The 15,329-nt window shown below is 62.6% G+C and carries 20 protein-coding genes; 2 read left to right on the forward strand and 18 right to left on the reverse strand.

Annotation, left to right across the window (positions count from 1 at the left end; all coding sequences use genetic code 11):
- Positions 1-23 precede the first annotated feature (23 nt).
- From FMA36_RS13750 to FMA36_RS13790, 9 genes are all read right to left on the reverse strand, one after another.
- Positions 24-1,247, reverse strand: a complete 1,224-nt coding sequence (locus tag FMA36_RS13750) for a hypothetical protein (protein ID WP_240906369.1) — start codon at positions 1,245-1,247, stop codon at positions 24-26.
- Complete coding sequence (locus FMA36_RS13755) at positions 1,247-1,873, reverse strand: hypothetical protein (RefSeq protein ID WP_159262889.1); 627 nt, start codon at positions 1,871-1,873, stop codon at positions 1,247-1,249. Before FMA36_RS13755 ends, FMA36_RS13750 begins: the two co-directional genes overlap by 1 nt.
- Positions 1,866-2,990: a baseplate J/gp47 family protein gene (locus FMA36_RS13760; protein ID WP_159262890.1), complete on the reverse strand. Its 1,125-nt coding sequence runs from the start codon at positions 2,988-2,990 to the stop codon at positions 1,866-1,868. The genes FMA36_RS13755 and FMA36_RS13760 overlap by 8 nt, the downstream gene beginning before the upstream one ends.
- A 42-nt stretch (positions 2,991-3,032) precedes the next feature.
- The gene (locus tag FMA36_RS13765; RefSeq protein ID WP_159262891.1) at positions 3,033-3,395 is read right to left on the reverse strand and encodes a phage tail protein; all 363 of its coding nucleotides are present in this window, start codon (positions 3,393-3,395) and stop codon (positions 3,033-3,035) included.
- Positions 3,392-4,072: a phage baseplate assembly protein V gene (locus FMA36_RS13770; RefSeq protein ID WP_159262892.1), complete on the reverse strand. Its 681-nt coding sequence runs from the start codon at positions 4,070-4,072 to the stop codon at positions 3,392-3,394. Before FMA36_RS13770 ends, FMA36_RS13765 begins: the two co-directional genes overlap by 4 nt.
- Complete coding sequence (locus FMA36_RS13775) at positions 4,065-5,222, reverse strand: hypothetical protein (RefSeq protein ID WP_159262893.1); 1,158 nt, start codon at positions 5,220-5,222, stop codon at positions 4,065-4,067. The genes FMA36_RS13770 and FMA36_RS13775 overlap by 8 nt, the downstream gene beginning before the upstream one ends.
- Entirely contained in the window at positions 5,219-5,428 is a 210-nt protein-coding gene (locus FMA36_RS13780) for a hypothetical protein (protein ID WP_159262894.1), read from the reverse strand. Before FMA36_RS13780 ends, FMA36_RS13775 begins: the two co-directional genes overlap by 4 nt.
- An 18-nt stretch (positions 5,429-5,446) precedes the next feature.
- Positions 5,447-6,364 (reverse strand): hypothetical protein, encoded by a 918-nt coding sequence (locus tag FMA36_RS13785; protein ID WP_159262895.1) that lies wholly within the window; start codon positions 6,362-6,364, stop codon positions 5,447-5,449.
- Between the two features lie 123 nt (positions 6,365-6,487).
- A complete protein-coding gene (locus FMA36_RS13790) occupies positions 6,488-6,703 on the reverse strand; it encodes a hypothetical protein (protein WP_159262896.1) in 216 nt (71 codons plus the stop codon).
- Positions 6,704-6,782: 79 nt separating this feature from the next.
- Here FMA36_RS13790 and FMA36_RS13795 point away from each other — a divergent pair, with 79 nt between their 5' ends.
- Positions 6,783-7,037 carry a hypothetical protein gene (locus FMA36_RS13795; protein ID WP_159262897.1) on the forward strand — a complete coding sequence of 85 codons (255 nt, stop codon included), beginning with the start codon at positions 6,783-6,785 and terminating at the stop codon, positions 7,035-7,037.
- A gap of 288 nt (positions 7,038-7,325) precedes the next feature.
- Complete coding sequence (locus FMA36_RS13800; RefSeq protein WP_159262898.1) at positions 7,326-7,490, forward strand: hypothetical protein; 165 nt, start codon at positions 7,326-7,328, stop codon at positions 7,488-7,490.
- Between the two features lie 43 nt (positions 7,491-7,533).
- On the opposite strand, the gene FMA36_RS19505 is transcribed toward FMA36_RS13800, so the two are convergent.
- The 9 genes from FMA36_RS19505 to FMA36_RS13845 form a co-directional block, all read right to left on the reverse strand.
- Positions 7,534-7,971 carry a hypothetical protein gene (locus tag FMA36_RS19505; protein ID WP_240906370.1) on the reverse strand — a complete coding sequence of 146 codons (438 nt, stop codon included), beginning with the start codon at positions 7,969-7,971 and terminating at the stop codon, positions 7,534-7,536.
- A gap of 23 nt (positions 7,972-7,994) precedes the next feature.
- The gene (locus FMA36_RS13810) at positions 7,995-8,426 is read right to left on the reverse strand and encodes a hypothetical protein (protein WP_159262899.1); all 432 of its coding nucleotides are present in this window, start codon (positions 8,424-8,426) and stop codon (positions 7,995-7,997) included.
- A 161-nt stretch (positions 8,427-8,587) separates the two neighbouring features.
- Positions 8,588-10,075, reverse strand: coding sequence for a phage tail sheath protein (locus FMA36_RS13815; RefSeq protein ID WP_159262900.1), 1,488 nt, complete (start codon positions 10,073-10,075; stop codon positions 8,588-8,590).
- A gap of 101 nt (positions 10,076-10,176) precedes the next feature.
- Positions 10,177-11,052, reverse strand: coding sequence for a hypothetical protein (locus FMA36_RS13820; protein WP_159262901.1), 876 nt, complete (start codon positions 11,050-11,052; stop codon positions 10,177-10,179).
- Between the two features lie 53 nt (positions 11,053-11,105).
- Entirely contained in the window at positions 11,106-11,756 is a 651-nt protein-coding gene (locus tag FMA36_RS13825) for a hypothetical protein (RefSeq protein WP_159262902.1), read from the reverse strand.
- Positions 11,756-12,283, reverse strand: a complete 528-nt coding sequence (locus tag FMA36_RS13830) for a hypothetical protein (protein WP_240906371.1) — start codon at positions 12,281-12,283, stop codon at positions 11,756-11,758. Before FMA36_RS13830 ends, FMA36_RS13825 begins: the two co-directional genes overlap by 1 nt.
- Positions 12,284-12,379: 96 nt before the next feature.
- Positions 12,380-13,732 (reverse strand): DUF4043 domain-containing protein, encoded by a 1,353-nt coding sequence (locus FMA36_RS13835; RefSeq protein WP_159262904.1) that lies wholly within the window; start codon positions 13,730-13,732, stop codon positions 12,380-12,382.
- 850 nt (positions 13,733-14,582) lie between these two features.
- Positions 14,583-15,083: a phage scaffolding protein gene (locus FMA36_RS13840; protein WP_159262905.1), complete on the reverse strand. Its 501-nt coding sequence runs from the start codon at positions 15,081-15,083 to the stop codon at positions 14,583-14,585.
- Positions 15,084-15,108: 25 nt separating this feature from the next.
- Complete coding sequence (locus FMA36_RS13845; RefSeq protein ID WP_240906372.1) at positions 15,109-15,312, reverse strand: hypothetical protein; 204 nt, start codon at positions 15,310-15,312, stop codon at positions 15,109-15,111.
- Positions 15,313-15,329 lie beyond the last annotated feature (17 nt).

Raw genomic sequence — 15,329 nt, forward strand, 5'->3', positions numbered from 1 at the left:
TCTGTATCGCGTATATCATGGTATCACTCACTCACGGCAATATAGGAAAGTATCGCTGACCAGCCTATTGCGGTATTATTCCCATTTTCTGCTACGGTCCGAATTACGTAATCGCCAGCATCAAGCGTCAAAATTCCTGTAGCATATATGCATGACGCCGTAGTTGTATCGCCGGAGCCAAATGTGGTGAATGTTGTACCGTCGGAACTGTATTGCAGTTCAACTTGCGACTGTCCGCTGGTAACTTTCGCATAGTTCGAGCATCCAGTTACAAGAAATGTTGCACTTCGCTTCAGCGTTACGTTGCACGTTGCGTAAATAGTGTTCCCGTTCCCACCGCTTGCATGGGAATACGCGCTATTTGCTTGAACGATTTGCCCAGATGGAATGTAGTTCTGCGTAGTCCCATCGGACATCGTGGCGATCAGCGTACCGCTCGCATCCTCCTGCACGCCCGTGATGCGGACATTCGTGGACCCGGATGCAATAACAGACCCGACATAACGCCCTTCTGCCGTCTCCGCGTTCAGAGCGCTCTTGCCAGTGAAATCCTCGGTATCGGGCACCTCGGTCTCACCCGTGAACGTGACCGGGCCGTTCACTGTCTGGGCCTGTGGGTCAGCCAGCTTCAGGCGACCGGCGAGATCGGCCTGGAGTTCGGGAATGGTCTCGTAAAACGGCGCGCCTTCGGCCTGTGCAATCATGTCCGCCGTAATGGCGGTGGCCGCTGCCGGGACCGTGATGGTCCATAGCGGATACGCGCCATCAGGCACGGTCGTAGCAATGCCGAGCTGCGCCATGTCCTGCCGCACGGTTGGCGCCGTCTTGCCGCTGTTATCCGCCCCGGCATAGGTCACGGATGGGTCGGCAGCATTGTAGAAGGGCAGCACGGTGTCATCCGTATCCACCGTGGCGGGCGTGGCATAGACCGTATAAGTGCCCCCTGCCCCCGGCACGGTGAGCGTGACCGGATCACGGCTGATATGCTGGCGCACCAGCACGCTGCCATTGGCGGCCAGCGTGCCATAGGCGGTCGCATCCACTACGCCTGCCGCAAGCAGCGAACCGGGCGCGATTATGACAGTAAGCCCGGTGCCCGGCGTGCAGGCAAAGCCGCCAGCGGCCACGGTATCATCGCCATAGGCCATGCCCGCAAGGTGGCCGAGGCCCACGAAAGCGTTGCGCTGCGCGTTGAGCAGGTCGCTATCAAGCGGGATCTGCGCGGGGTAGACGATCTGTCTGTCCATCAGTCAAGGGTCTCCACGTCCTGCACCCAGGCAATCGTGCCTGCGGGCATGACGGCTGCGATGCGGGTCAGGGTCTGGGTTGCGGGCTGGCTGGTATCGCCCGTGGGGAGTTGGGCAAAAAGCTGGAACGGCGCGCCACGCGAGCCATAGCGCAGGGCGGCCACGCCGTAGCCGTAGCCACCGCCAATGGCCGGGCCGCCCAGCGTGCCCAGCCCCTTGCAGTCGGCAGCATTGCGCGGTTCGATCATGCGGCCTGCGGTGCCCACTTCATCGGCCATCACGTTCACCACGTCGGGCCGGGTGCCAAGCGAGGGGAACAGGGCTTCCTCAATGCGGGTTCGGAAGGCGTTGTCGCTCTCGCCCGTGCCGCGGGTAAGTGTCGTGCCAAAGAAGTCAGCGGCGAACATATCCAGAAACGCGCCGGTCATGGTGGCGAGACGGGTCTGGTCCGTCGTGCTTGCCAGCAGGCCCCACACCCACGCAAACACGCTGCCAAAGCCCTGCAGCAGCGCGTTGAGCACCGGGGCCTGTTCCGTCTCGCCCGTGCCGGGCACTGCCGGGAACCAGCCGGTGGGCAGCAGGGCACGGATGCGCAGCGCGAAGCCGTTCTGTGTCGTATCAGCCAAAGCTCACCGTCCCTGCCCGATAGGCTGTTCCGGTTGTGGCGGGCAGGTCCACCGTGCCGCCTGAAAGCGTGACATCGGTTACGTTGGTCACGCTCGTGCTGGCGGCATAGGCGATCTGGATCAGGCGCGAATAGCTGGCCGAGGCCCCGATGGCGAGGCTGTTGAGGTAGGCTGCGATATTGGTGCTGATGGTCGCCTGCACGGTGGCGAGATCGCCGGTTGCTCCCACGCTGACGGTCATGGTGACGGGCGGGCGCACGACCACGGGCCGCACGACCTGAATGGACACGGCGGCAGGCCGCACGTCATCCACCGCCGCGTAGACCTGATTGATCACGCTGTCGGACACATCGCCCGAGCCATCATCAACAAACACCACCACGTTGCCGGGCAGGAAGGCGCCGGATGTGTCCACGTTCTCAAGCACCTGATAGATCAGGTCGGCGGATACATCGGTCACCGCGTTCTCGATGGCCGAAACCGTCGCCTTGGAGCGGCTGTTGATGTAGGACACGAACCGCGTGCGCAGGGCCGCATCCGTTTCGCCATCGCTGCCATTGGTGAGCGCTGCGGTGTTGGTGACCGTATCGATGCCGGAAATGGCCGTGCCCAGCAGGCAGATCGCACCCGCCGCCACGTTGCCGGTCGCGCCCGTTGATGCGCATTCCACCGGCACGGTGATCGAGACCGTGCCCGCGGGCCGGACGTAAGCCCCGGCACTCGTGGACCATGCCGGGTTGGTCTCGTCCTGCACCACGGTGAACACGAGGCTTGAGGCCGTGCGCACCGTGGCCCCCACCGCCACCGTGGCCGACTGGCTGGCGGGCGAGAACGAGGTGAAGGTGACGGTGCCGGTTGCCGCCGTGCCCGGCAGGCGGGTCAGCCCGAAATCCTGCACGAAGCTGTCGGCATCCGTGCCGATCGAGGTCGCCAGCCGCGTGCGTGAGAGGATCTGGAGTGCAATGAACTGGAACCACAGCCCCAGCCCCGCCACGGCCTCGAGCATGGCGCGGCCGGGGGAGCCGATATTGAGGTCAAGCAGCGACGGGCATGCACCCTGCGCGCTCGCCACCATGTTGCCCAGCGTGGTCCTGAAAGACTGGAAGGTTAGGGCCAAGACGGACCTCCAATAAAAAAGGCGCCTCGTGAGAGACGCCCGTCATGTGCTCAGTGTCAGTTCCTGCACCGTGCCGGTTGCGGCATCGGTGTAGGCGATGGCCAGAAGGTAGGCCCCCACCTTCGTGTTCGTGAGCGTGACCGTAACCGGCTGGGTCTGGTCCACCCCGCCTTCAGCCTGCATCTGCTCAAGCACCAGGGCGCGGACGGCGGCCTCATCCATAACGTTGCCCACCTTCGCAGGCAGTCCGGCGCCGTAATCGGGCTGCCAGATATAGGCCCCGGCATTGGTGCACAGCCTGCGCAGGAGCGCCTGCCGGGTCTGGTCCGCGCCGGTCACCACGGCCACGCTGCCGGTGCCTGACAGGTCGAGGTCGCCACCCATGGTGTGTGACAGCGCGCTCATTGTGGTGCCCCCGTTGACCCGCTGCCCGGCTGCACGTCGCCATGGGTGTGGCTTTTGCCGAAAATGCCTGCTGCGAGAACATCCGTCTTTCCGGTCACGGTGCCCTGTGCGGTCATGTCCTTATCGGTCGTGATCGGGCCGCCAGTCACGGCAAGGCCGTTGGCGTCGAGCGTCATGCCGACTGCCCCGACCTTCCACGCTTTGCTGGTGGCGGTCAGCGCCTCGGTGGCCTGCCCTGCCCCGCTGTAGATCGCATCACGGGTGATGTGCCACCACGGCGCGTTCTGCGTGGCCGCGCCCTGGGTGGTGGCGCCATTGGCGGGCGGCGTGGGGCAGCCTGCCACGATCAGCAGTTCGCCGGGCTGGGCTGGCTTGCTTGTGGCGGGGGATGCCGGGGGCATGAGCACGGCGTCAAATACCGGGCAGGCCATGACCATGTGTTCGGCATCGCCCTCGACCGGTATGGTCACGACATGCGTGCCGATATCGGGCAGGCAGGCAATACGCAGGCTACCTGCCTGCAGCGCGCCGCAGGGCACCCAGCCACTCTCCACCCCGGCGGGCTGAAGCATGATCTTTACGGCGTGATTGACCGGGTCCACCGCGCTGACCAGTCCGAAGCCAGCCTGGGCCTGCGCGTGCGCAAGGCCTGCGGCGACCATGCGGGTATCAGTCATTACTATTTTCTCCTGTCATGCTGCGGCTACGCAGCGTGACCTGTTGCGAAAAGCCGCCATTCCATGAAAAACGGCTGCTTACGGCATCCACATCCAGCGTGCCGTCCCATGTCGTGCCGGTATCGGTCAGCCGCATGAAGTCACGGGGCTGGAGTGTAATACGCCCCGGCAGGGTGCCGGTAATGGTGCGGGCATGGGCCATGATCTGCCCATATTTGCATCGTGCCATCTGCCTTGCTTCGTCCAGTCGCGCCCCCGGCATGCTGAAGCTGTGCAGCGTGCCACCCTGCGCGGGTGGCGTGGTGGAGCCCCCAGCCGCCGACCAATAATAGTCAACCTTCGTGCGCTGTCGGCTGTCCCATGCCATGACATGCACGATCACACCCCGGCCAATCTGGTAATCGTGTGTGAAATTCAGGCCGTAAGCGCCGCTCCTGATGGGTTGCTCCGGCCCGTTATCGGCATAATCGAGCAGATGGGTGTTGGCCTGCGTGGGCGTGGGATAAGGCGCGCAGACAAGCGTGGTGCCCTGCGTGTACAGGTCACAGCCCGCCCCGGTGGCCAGATTACTGGCCAGGTCAAATGCAGTCTGGAACCGGCTGTGGCTGGCGGCACTGCTCCGTTTGTGTTCCACTTGCCAGAACTGGCCCGTCATGGCCTGTGGCATGCTGACCTGTGGCGTAAGCTGCGCCGCTGTGGCCATGGCCGTTATCACTTTCGCCCCGGTCATGTTCATCCAGTCTGCGCAGATACGCATGTCAAGCAATCTGGCCAGATAATCGCGGCAGGCGATGGTAACGGCTGTCTGCGCCGGGCTGAGGGCAACATGGTCAATGATGCCCGTAAATACGGTGGTCCACTGCGCGCCCTCATCCGCCACGTCACGCATCTGCAGCGTTATGCCAAGTTCAGCCAGCGTGCTGCCATCTGAAGGGGGTGGGAGGTCAAACCACAACCCTGTGGCGGCCATGGCAGTACGGTCCAGTGCCAGTGTCATTTCAAGCGTATCGGCCCGGCTGTAGCGGGTGCGGGTCAGGGTGAACTGCTCAACCCCGGTTTCCGTCCGTTCGGTGCCGTTGACCAGCAGCCGCGCGCGCGGCGCGCGCCAGATGCCCTGCCCGGCGGTGGTCAGCGAAAGACTGCCGCTCATGCCGCAACTCCCGGCATGCCGCTATCAAGCGCAGTATCGATGGCAGGCAGCACAAGTGTCACTGGCGCGGTGAAAGTGGACAGGTCAGGATCGGTCATGCCGTTGAGCTGCGCGATCCGCCACCAAGAGGTGGCATCATTCAACTGCCGGGCGGCGACATGATACAGTGTGCCATCTGCCGCCGTAACCTTTATGGTGAGCGCCATGGATTTGTTACCTCCTGCTCAGTTATTGGCAATCGGGCCATCCTGCACGCTCCCTGTGGCGAGCAGCGTGTTGGCATAGGCACGGTTGACCAGACCCGCACTGCTGACGGTAACGCTGTGCAACTGTGCGTTCTGGGTCAGGGTCGAGAGGCTGGCGGCATTACCGGGCGTAATCGCTTCCATATTGGCCCCGCTCTGGCCGATGGCGTTGGTCAGTCCCGTGCCTGATGCCGCTAGCCCAGACACCACGCTGGCAGCGCTATCAGGCACTGAGGCCAGGTTGACTCCTGCGCCAGACAGGCCGCCCACCATGCCCAGATTGTCCTCCACCCCGGACAGAACACCGCCCGCCCCCGCTATGTCGGCAATGGGGGTGACCTGCCCCATGATGGTGCCAAGCTGGCCGGTCATGTTGCCAGCAATGGTCGAGACATCTGCAAGTGCGCCCGTAAGGCCGGACAGGGCGGAACCTGTATCTGCGCCCACCAGGGCCGACAGGCCAGGCACCACATTGGTGGAGACCGCCATCTGGGGCGGTTGTTCAAGCACCAGCCGATAAGGAATGACCACGCCTTTTTGCGCGTAATCATAGGAATACTGCACGATGCGGACCATAAGCGACAGCCCAGCCCCGCTGAACGGCACCGGCACGCCCGCAATCCGCATCTGCTTGAGCACGCGCGCGCGTTCAATTGCGGTAGGGCCGACAAACGTGCCGGTCAGTTCCAGCCGGTCGGGGTCATTGCCCACGGCATCGATCACCCTGCCGCCACCGGGCAGGCGGTGCACGGCTACCTGCTGGGTGCCGCCATCACGGATAAGCCGGGGTACCTCCATGCCTGTCAGGGTCAGGCTGCCGATGGTGACGGGGGCCGAAGCCCATAGCCGCCCGATCGCGCCAATTGCGGTCTCGGCATTCATAAGGGTCAGGGACATGTATTTTTCCACTCAGGATGGATGCTGGCACACAGGTAGTGCAGTGGCAGGTGGGGCAGTACCTCTCTGCGCTGCCTTGGAAGGGCCGCATGCCGGTCTTTTGATGCCAGCATGCATGCGGGTTCATATACCCACCGAGCGACCGGGTAGCTGCACATGCTGTATGCCATCGGGTGCGGTACCGGTGGAGCGATGCTCAAGCAGGGCACGGCTGGTTTCTATGTGGGCAACAGCCTGCCCTACATTATGCTGGTCCAGTGTCACGGGAATGGTGACCTGTACGATAGGCGCGCCAGACAGGGTCGGCCCCGTGCTGCCGGGATTACGGGTACGGATCATGGGAGCCGGACTGATGAAGGGAGGACGCGCCTGTCTCTGGGGTTGCCCGCGCGGCGGGAGGGCGCTCCTGGGGCCACGAATGCTGACCGGCAGCACCCTCCTGCGCCGCATTCCATGGCTTTTCGGCCTGGCGTGCAGCAAGCCGGGCCTGCGCGGCACGACCTGCCTGTCTACCACAGGGGGGATGGACACGATGCGGCCCCGATCCGTAACAGCCATGGGGACAGGTCTGGGCCTGGATGATGCAGGCGCAGGCATGACGCGGCCCAGCGCCCTGCCTCGCTGCGTAACCCCAACGAAGGCAGCCGGTGCCGGGCGGGCGCTGGATGCGTAGGGCATTGGCAGGCGCGCCAGAGGTAAAACCATGCGCGGCGCATGAAGCATGGGCGCATGCTCTTTTTCATTTCGCCCGTTTCTGTCCGGAGCGGGCGCAGGGACGGGCATGACTGCTGGCCCTGCGCTGCTCCTGTATTTTTCACCACGGCTGGGCCAGTTCCTGCCACATGGGCTGGCGGGTTGATGTGACTGTATTGGCCGCGCGTTGTTTGCCTCCCTCAACCCGGTCGGCAAGACCTGCGCGAACCCTTTATGACTACGTTCAGGCAGGCGAAAGCGGGCTGCCGTGACAGGCTTTGCTGTGCCGCGCCCCCTGCGCCCCACCGGCACAGCCAGCCTTGCGATGGTAACTGCCGCGTGCCTGCCCCGCCCCGGCAGGCGTGCTACCGCCGCGGACAGGCCACCGGGGCGCATGGCCTGTAGCCGCATGACCATTCGTGTCGTGGCCTGACAGGATTCAGCCATCAGGATACTCCCATTGTTGCATGCCCCAGTCATAGCGACCGCCTGCAAGCTCCCCGAAGGCGACAAGAAAAGCCATGCGCCGCACGCGCGGCATGGACATGGCCACATCCCACGGCACCCCGTGCCCGACCAATGCCGCCACCTCGATCAGCACGGGGTGCCGGCTCAGTTTTTTGCGGCTTGGGCGGGGTGGCCTGCGCGTCGGGGCCAAACAGGGCCGTGCTGAGCGCCTCGATGCCGTCATTGCCGATCTGGTTGGCAAGCTGCTCAAGCTGCACACGCGTTTGCGGGCGAATGACAGGCACGGCGTCGATCGCCTCGACCGAACTGACCATGAGCGCGTATTCCAGCCATGCGGTCGAGGGGGCATCCGGTCCGAACTCAAGCAGGGCAAGCACATCACCCGGCCCGCGCTCGCGGTAGGTCAGGGTGCGGCCATCTGGGGTCTTTACGGTTTTTTCCGTCATGTCGGCGTATTCCGGCTGGGGGATCAGGAAATGCGGTTGCGGGCGCGGGCCGTGAACGTGATGGTCTGCGTGACCAGCGTTTCGGACTGATAGCGCCCCGCATCCGACAGCTTGAGGGAAGCACCGATGAATTCGTAAGTGCTCAGCGAGCCGTCGCATTCAGTCACGTACTGATAAATGCTGCCCAGAATAACCGTACCCGCCGACCAGAATCCGCTCTCGATGGCGGCAAACAGGTCATCGGCTCCCGAACCGTCGCGCTGGAAGGAAAACTGGCCGCCCCAGCCCCCTGGCACGTCATAGAACAGGGGCATGTCGTTCAGCGGGTTTGATTCCAGCTGGTGGGTGCGCTGTGCCGCATTGAATCCGGTGACCGTGGGCAGGTCGATGCGGCTGCCATTATAGACCAGCACCACGCGGCAGTCGCGGCCGATATTAAAGGGTCTGAGGGACATTCATGGCTCCATGAAAAAAGCCACCCTGAAAGGTGGCTCGTGAAGTATTGCGTAACAATGGAGGCGGGTTGAAAGGTAACAGTTTCCGGATAAGATGTTCTTCTGAAGCTTTTTAAAAAAACGCTTTACCAAAAACTGCCTTCTGTTTTCTGGGCTGGGGATCAGGCCGCCGCAGTTGCGGTGCTGACCGTAACACTCGCCCCACCCTGCAGGTTGACCACAAAGAAACGGTTGATCCCCTGATAGCGCACCTGCACGTCAGCGCGCACGTAACCCAGCGCCGTGCGTGACTGGGGGTTATTGCTCGTGTCGCACAGCACGGCGTAATCCGTGCTTGCCCCCAGTATGCCGCTGCCCACCATGTTCGACAGCGTGCCGAGCAGAACGGCGCGGATGTCGCCATACAGCGTGGCGCAGATGACGGCGCCCACGAACGCGCCCATGCCCGCGTTGAGCGTCTCGGCAATGTAGTTGGTCAGGCGTGTATAGGTGTCATCATCCATCACGTCATCGGAAGAAGTATTGATGCCCCCGCGCACCGCCCAGTAGCTGCCGCCGGGTGCTGGGTTGCAGATTACGTCAATGCCCGCCGTGAACAGCGCCGACAGTTCGGCACCAGAATAGGTCGCTGCCTGCCCGCTGCTGACCAGCCCAGCCTTCTGGCTGCCGATCACGCCATACAGCTCCTTGTTCAGGCTCGACTGCTCGGGCGAGAGGCCGCCAAGGATACCTGCTGCAAATGCCTGCGGCGGCACCAGCATGTCGCCATTGGTGTCATCTTCCCACCACAGCCAGTCACCAAACATCAGCTTGACGGCGTAACTGTCCAGACCTGCGGCATTTTTCATGGTTACCGCATTGGCAATCGTGTCGCCTGCCGGGCCGCAGGCAATCATGTACATCCCTTCCCCCAGGCCAAAAGCGGCCTGCGTGGTCCATGATGTATTATCCACCACACCATGCAACAGCCCGATCGCGCAGCCCTGCCCGCGCAGGGCATACATGCCGGTGCGGCTTGTGCCATCCGTGCCCAGAAACTGCGTGGTTGTGGGCACGCCGCCATCGCTGCCGCCTGCAAGTGTTACCGAACCCGCTTCAGGCGCGGGCACGGTGGTGGGCACGGTTACGCGTACGAGTGCTGTGCCATCGGCTGCAATGGCGGCGGCAAGGACCGGCCATGTCGCACCGCGATAGGTGCGGCTGCCCAGCACTGCGTGACTGAGCGTAAGCGTATAATTCGTGGTGATGATGGGGTCCTGCGCAAGCATTGCCACAAGGGCGTTGCCTGCACTGCCCGTATGGATGGCGGTCAGGGTCACTCCTGCCAGCGTGCCGGTGGCCGCCACATCGGTGCCATCGCTCACCCGCACGCAGCGAAAGTCGGATGCACCCTGCATTATGGCGATGTTCACCGCCGTGCCGATATCATTCACCTGCGCCTGCTTGGGGCCGAATGCGCTCAGGCAGTCACCCATGCTGCCGATGATGACCGGTGACGCCACCGGCCCCCAGGCCGCCGTGCCCACCAGGCCGATCCGCCCGGTTGCCACGCCGTTGAGAGCCAGGGTCTGGGGTTTGAGGATCTGCACATACAGATCCGGCACGCTCAGGCTGTTGGTATTGAGCTGCCCGGACTGATAGATGGTCATTTATGCGTATTCCCTGTTGCGCGGCATGCCGCGTGAAGAAACGGTTCGAGACTTGGCCGTGATGATCAGGCCTGGCCTGTGCTGTGTACCGAGCGAGCGCTTCAGGAAGCCGCCGGTGCGCCCAGCAGCACATCGCCCGCAACCTGGCCTTCAGCTGCCCCGATGCCACCGGCCAGCATGAGCGGCACTGACCGGGTCAGGTCGGTATCGAACGTCACGAGATAATGGGCGGGGCGGGCAAAGATGCCCCGGTTCATGGCGGTATCATCATTGCTGGCTACCCGTGCCTCGATGCGGAAGGTGGAGCCATTCGCATCCACCAGCCAGTCGGTCAGGGCCAGCGCATCGGCCATGGCCTGCCCCAGCGCATCCCGCGCGGCCGGACTGGCTGACCAGGTGGTGAGCACGAACATCTGCTGCTGCCTGCGCGCCACGCACCGCGCCGTGGCCGTGCCCGCATTGATGGCCTGTGCCGTGACACAGGCAGGAAGCGTGATTGTCCCCTCCTGCGCCATGGCGCCCGGCACCATCGCGGCAAGGCTTGCTGCGATACTGGCTGCCGTGTCACCCGATTGCACCCTGTACAAGCAACATCCATCGCCCGTGCTATCTTCTGCAAGACCCTTTACCCGTAACCCGACCATGCCACCGGGCACCGTGTCGGGCACAAGGTTGAGTGTTGCCATGCCATCCGTAACGCTTATGCTGACGGTGGCAGCCTGCATGCTGTCCATCCGCCAGGGGCGGCCGAGCGGTTCATCGAGGCGGGTCCAGCTTTCAGTTGTGTCGGCAATGCTGATGAAGTCGCTGCCGTCGTGTAATGTATGCAGGGCATTGCCCAGATCTGCCTGTGTCAGGCCGCCACGGCGAATGATGACGGGGCGGCCCGTGCAACTGCTGGCACTGCTCCCGTCAGGGCAGAGCGCTGCGGCAAGAGCCGCCGCAATAGCGGTGGAAATGGTGGCGATATCGGCCATGTCATGGCGCTTCCTGTTATGTCTGCTATGGGCAAATGATGGGAAAAAGGGCCTCAGACCTGCTGCTGGGCCATCTGGCATCGCACGCCCCACGGGCTGCTGCGCGCGCCCCCGATAGTGTAGCGCGGGCCACTCCCGTCCTGAACCCACATGGCTGGTTGAAGGCTAACGCCCATAATGGCGGGCACGAACATCTCGAACCCGCCCGTGTGGATGGCGCCGGACTGGACTGGTCCCGGCACGCCTGCCCCGCTGCCCGGCCGGATCATGGCAGGCCAGCCGGTGGCAAGCGTGACCTGTGCCGCGGCATCGCCCGCTGTGGCATATCCCCCCGGATTGGCCGCATCCGTCTGCACGGCTACAGTGCCGCTCAGCGTGACCACCGCATTGCACAACACGCATAAAGGTGGCCGGAAGGGTTCCACGCGGGCAATGAAATAGGTCTCCGCCCCGCAGGTCAGGATATCACCCGCCCTCAGGTCGGGCAGGTCCGTCAGGGCATAGACAAAAGGCACATCCCACAAGGCCGGCCCGGCAAAGCCGAAGGCTCGGTCATTGCTGAAAGCAGCCAGGCCCTGAGCATAAGGACTGGCACAGGGCGCAAACGCGCTGCCGGGCCGATACTGCACGGTTGGTGCACCTGTACGGGCCGCTGCGCGCGCAAAGCCGCGCGTGGTCAGGCGGCACAGGGTGTTGAGGTCCATCAGATGATGATCTCCCCCACGGCGCGCAGGCCTGGCCCCGGCGGCACGCCCATGAAGTTGCACAACTGCACCCGCCAGCGCGTGTACAGCGTAAAGCGGTCCGTGACTTCCGTGCGGTTGCGTGTCCACACCGCGGCGCGATCGGTATCAAGGTTGCTGCCTGCCGCCATCACCGCGCTTTCCAGCATCTGGCATTGCGCCATAAAGGCGCGGGCCTGGGCGCATTCGGCGGGTGAGAGATGACCAAGCCGCCATTCATTGAAGCCATAAACCCGAAAGAACCGCCAAGACTGCCTGCCGCTATCGGCACTCCCCATGGCGGGATAGCCCATGTAGCGCCGTGCCTGTGCGCGTTCGGTGTCGGTCAGGGCCGTATCGGGCATGCTTGCTGCGGTAATGGCGGCGGCTGGGGGCTGGTCCGGGCATGCCCCGTTATTCTGGCTGGTTGTGACGGTACTGGTATCTGCCCCTGTTGTGCCTGTATCTGACGTTGTCGTGGTATCCGTGGTGCTGGCTGTGCCCGTCATGTCTGTCATGCCTGCCTTTCGTGCATGGTGTGGCGTGGCTGGCGGTTATGGCCCGCGCGGCGGCGCAACATGTGCCCTGTCGTGCGGGCCACAGACTCAGGCGCCCGCGCCGAGGCTCTCGATCACCACGCCCCGCTTGAGGTAGCTGTTGGTGGCGGTGGGAATGACCGAGGTATCAGCGGTCAGGTCGGTGGGCAGCGCAAAACCGCCAATCCACGACCACGACTGGGCAATGATCTGTGCCAGGCGGTCGAGTGCGGGGCGGGTGATCATGCACACGCCGTCAACATCCGTCAGCTCGCCGCCATCAAGCAGCGGCGCGTAATGGGTGCCGATATTGGCGTAATCCCCCTCGATCAGCGCGCCCTGCCCGCAGATGATGGCACGATGGATGCCACCCGCCCCCAGCGATGCCTGCTGCGGGGCCTCGGTGGTGGGGATGAAGCGCACGCCAAGCAGGTCAAAGATCTGGCCACTCTGATAGGTGTCGGAACCATACTGCCCGCGATAGAGCAGCTTGAAGTCTTCATCACGGAACAGGCCGAGAAGCTGGGCATTGTCCAGATAGCAGTGATACACCCCGCCATCGGGCGTGGGCACGTTGTTGTCGCGCAGGGTAGCAAGCGCCCCCAGAATGGACTGCACGGTCAGCAGGTCACCCGCCACCAGTGCCGCCGTGGTAGCCCGCGCATTGGGGCGTAGCACCAGCGGCGCGGTTGCCGCCGTAACCGCGTTCCCCGCCGTGCCATCGGCCACCTTGACCGATGCCGAGAAGGTCAGCGTGCCTGAAACGCCATCCGGCGCGGTGGAGGTATTGGCAGCATCCGCAGTGGCACCCACCAGCGTGTAAGACCCTGCCCCGATGGTAACAGTCATGCCGGCGGATGCGCCCACCGAGACCACCTGCCCTTCATCCGACAGGATATTCTGGAACCCGCGGATATCATCTACGGCAACCGTGCTGCCAGCAGCCCCCAGCGTTACGCTCACGCGCGTATTGCCGCCAAGGTAGCCTCCCACCCCGTTCTGCGCCCCGCCGAAAAGCGTGTTACGCGCCAGGCGGTCGAGCGTCTGGCGGGCGTTGATGCCCAGGCGCGAGGCATTGGCAAGGAACTGGTTGGCAATGCCCACACCTTCGGTCACCTGGTTGAGGTCCATGGTGTTGCCATACTGGTTGATGGTGAGCGTATACTGCTCGACCGACCATTCGGCGGGCGTCATGCCATTGTCAAAGCTGGTGTTGGCGGCAGGGTTGAGCGGCGTGGTGGCGGGCGGCAGCAGGCCTGCGCGGGTATCGGTAATGGTCTGGCCGATGCGGGCGGGAAATTCCATCTGGTCGGCAATGGAACGGAAACCCAGGCGTGACTGCAATGCATCCTGGAACGCACGCGACAGGAACCCCTGCTGGATGACGGGCTGCAGGGCCGCGGGGAAATTGGCAATGGCCATGAATTTCATTTCCTTGAAAAAACGAAAAAAAGCCGCCATGCGCAAGGCAATAGCGGCGGGTAACGGGCTATGGCAGCGAGGTACCATTTATGGCCGGGGTGAGTGGCCAAGGGGACGTGGCGCACGGCGCGCCATCATGATGGGTTGAGTAATCATGCGCCCCTTGCCTGTTCCGCAGGCGGCCTTGACCGTGGGCGGAACAGGTAACAGGCGTTATAATTTTGGATTATTATCTCAAGTATATTTTTATAAAATAATGAACAATAATTATATGGTAAGACAGAAATAAGAAGTATAATTTCAGAACCTTACCTACATTTTAAGTAGACTAGAAGTGAATTGCCATGTCAGGGCGCATCTGGTATTACATGTTACCAGTGTGCGCCCTGCTCCAGATCATGAATAATTGGCTATTCTGAATGCAATGGGTAAGCAAAATATAAGTTTTGCCTTCCTGATACAATACATACCTTCAATCTGGGTACGGTATTGGCGTATTTATTCCCATTTCACATTCCATCCCTCCAATTCATCGCTTACTTCTGCCATATCCTTACACCAATAATCATACCCCTCGGTGGATGATTTTATTATGTATATGTAATATCCCTTCGTATCCAATTCATCAAAATCAACCTCTACTTTCCATCCGTTATATTCTCCAGACCTGATAATGCCCTTTTTTATCACACTCATTTTTGTCCCCTAAAATTTGCATATTATTTTATGTATTTATTTTTTAATATTTAATGAGATAAAATACAATATTAATGCAAAGATCCTGCATTCATCTTAAACTCTATTTTCACCTCCAGGCCATAAACTCTTTTGCAGCCTGTCGGCTCATGCCCTAATTCGCCACCGGCCAGCGCAGCCCCGCCGCCATGGCTGCGGCCTTTACATCGCGCGTTCCCGCCGTGCGGGCATCGAACGGGGCCGGATCGCCTGCACGGGGTGCGGGGCCTGCGGCAGTGGTGCCACGCGCAGCGCCCGATGCCACCTGCGGCGATGCGAACAGGTAAGCCCGGCTTTCACGCGCGGCGGTCATGATCGTGTCCAGTCCCTGGGGGGCGCCATCTTCGCCGAGCGTTACAGCGCTCAGGTCAACAAGGCGGACCACATCGGCAGGTTCCACCGCCCCCATGCGGGCGGCAAGGGCACGGGCCTCGGCGCGGATGATGGCGCGGTCCGCGCGGGTGCGGGCCGTGCTGACCTGTTCTGTAGCGCGGGCAAGGTCGCCCTCCAGTGTTGTGCGGGCACTGACCGCCGCGTCACGCTCGGCACGCAGGGTTTCCATCTCGCGGTGCAGGGTTTCAAGGTCGGGGGTCTGGGGCACACTTGCACGGGTCATGTCGTTTCTCCGTTAATGGCAAATATCAGTTCGGGTCGGCTGCGTTCAGCTGCGCCCATTCGGCATGCGGGGCCGGGCCACCAGCGCGGGTGGCAAAGATGGCGCAGGCCGTCTGCCGTGACAGGAAGCCCCCCTGCACCGCAGCGCCAAGCCCCTGCGCCAGTTGAGCCAGTTCGGCTTCCGTATCGGCTAGAGACTTACTTTCACATTTGATATCATCCTGTATCAAAACGCTGGTTATCCGGC

The organism is Komagataeibacter xylinus (assembly GCF_009834365.1).
Taxonomy (GTDB): domain Bacteria; phylum Pseudomonadota; class Alphaproteobacteria; order Acetobacterales; family Acetobacteraceae; genus Komagataeibacter; species Komagataeibacter xylinus_D.

Excerpts from the sequence above, each read along its gene's own strand:
- FMA36_RS13810 (WP_159262899.1), bottom strand. The coding sequence starts at position 8,426 with ATGTCCCTCAGACCCTTTAATATCGGCCGCGACTGCCGCGTGGTGCTG.
- FMA36_RS13775 (WP_159262893.1), bottom strand. The coding sequence starts at position 5,222 with ATGAGCGGCAGTCTTTCGCTGACCACCGCCGGGCAGGGCATCTGGCGC.
- FMA36_RS13765 (WP_159262891.1), bottom strand. The coding sequence starts at position 3,395 with ATGAGCGCGCTGTCACACACCATGGGTGGCGACCTCGACCTGTCAGGC.
- FMA36_RS19505 (WP_240906370.1), bottom strand. The coding sequence starts at position 7,971 with ATGACGGAAAAAACCGTAAAGACCCCAGATGGCCGCACCCTGACCTAC.
- FMA36_RS13780 (WP_159262894.1), bottom strand. The coding sequence starts at position 5,428 with ATGGCGCTCACCATAAAGGTTACGGCGGCAGATGGCACACTGTATCAT.
- FMA36_RS13795 (WP_159262897.1), top strand. The coding sequence starts at position 6,783 with ATGCTGACCGGCAGCACCCTCCTGCGCCGCATTCCATGGCTTTTCGGC.
- FMA36_RS13750 (WP_240906369.1), bottom strand. The coding sequence starts at position 1,247 with ATGGACAGACAGATCGTCTACCCCGCGCAGATCCCGCTTGATAGCGAC.
- FMA36_RS13830 (WP_240906371.1), bottom strand. The coding sequence starts at position 12,283 with ATGACGGGCACAGCCAGCACCACGGATACCACGACAACGTCAGATACA.
- FMA36_RS13835 (WP_159262904.1), bottom strand. The coding sequence starts at position 13,732 with ATGGCCATTGCCAATTTCCCCGCGGCCCTGCAGCCCGTCATCCAGCAG.
- FMA36_RS13815 (WP_159262900.1), bottom strand. The coding sequence starts at position 10,075 with ATGACCATCTATCAGTCCGGGCAGCTCAATACCAACAGCCTGAGCGTG.
- FMA36_RS13840 (WP_159262905.1), bottom strand. The coding sequence starts at position 15,083 with ATGACCCGTGCAAGTGTGCCCCAGACCCCCGACCTTGAAACCCTGCAC.
- FMA36_RS13770 (WP_159262892.1), bottom strand. The coding sequence starts at position 4,072 with ATGACTGATACCCGCATGGTCGCCGCAGGCCTTGCGCACGCGCAGGCC.
- FMA36_RS13820 (WP_159262901.1), bottom strand. The coding sequence starts at position 11,052 with ATGGCCGATATCGCCACCATTTCCACCGCTATTGCGGCGGCTCTTGCC.
- FMA36_RS13825 (WP_159262902.1), bottom strand. The coding sequence starts at position 11,756 with ATGGACCTCAACACCCTGTGCCGCCTGACCACGCGCGGCTTTGCGCGC.
- FMA36_RS13785 (WP_159262895.1), bottom strand. The coding sequence starts at position 6,364 with ATGTCCCTGACCCTTATGAATGCCGAGACCGCAATTGGCGCGATCGGG.
- FMA36_RS13790 (WP_159262896.1), bottom strand. The coding sequence starts at position 6,703 with ATGATCCGTACCCGTAATCCCGGCAGCACGGGGCCGACCCTGTCTGGC.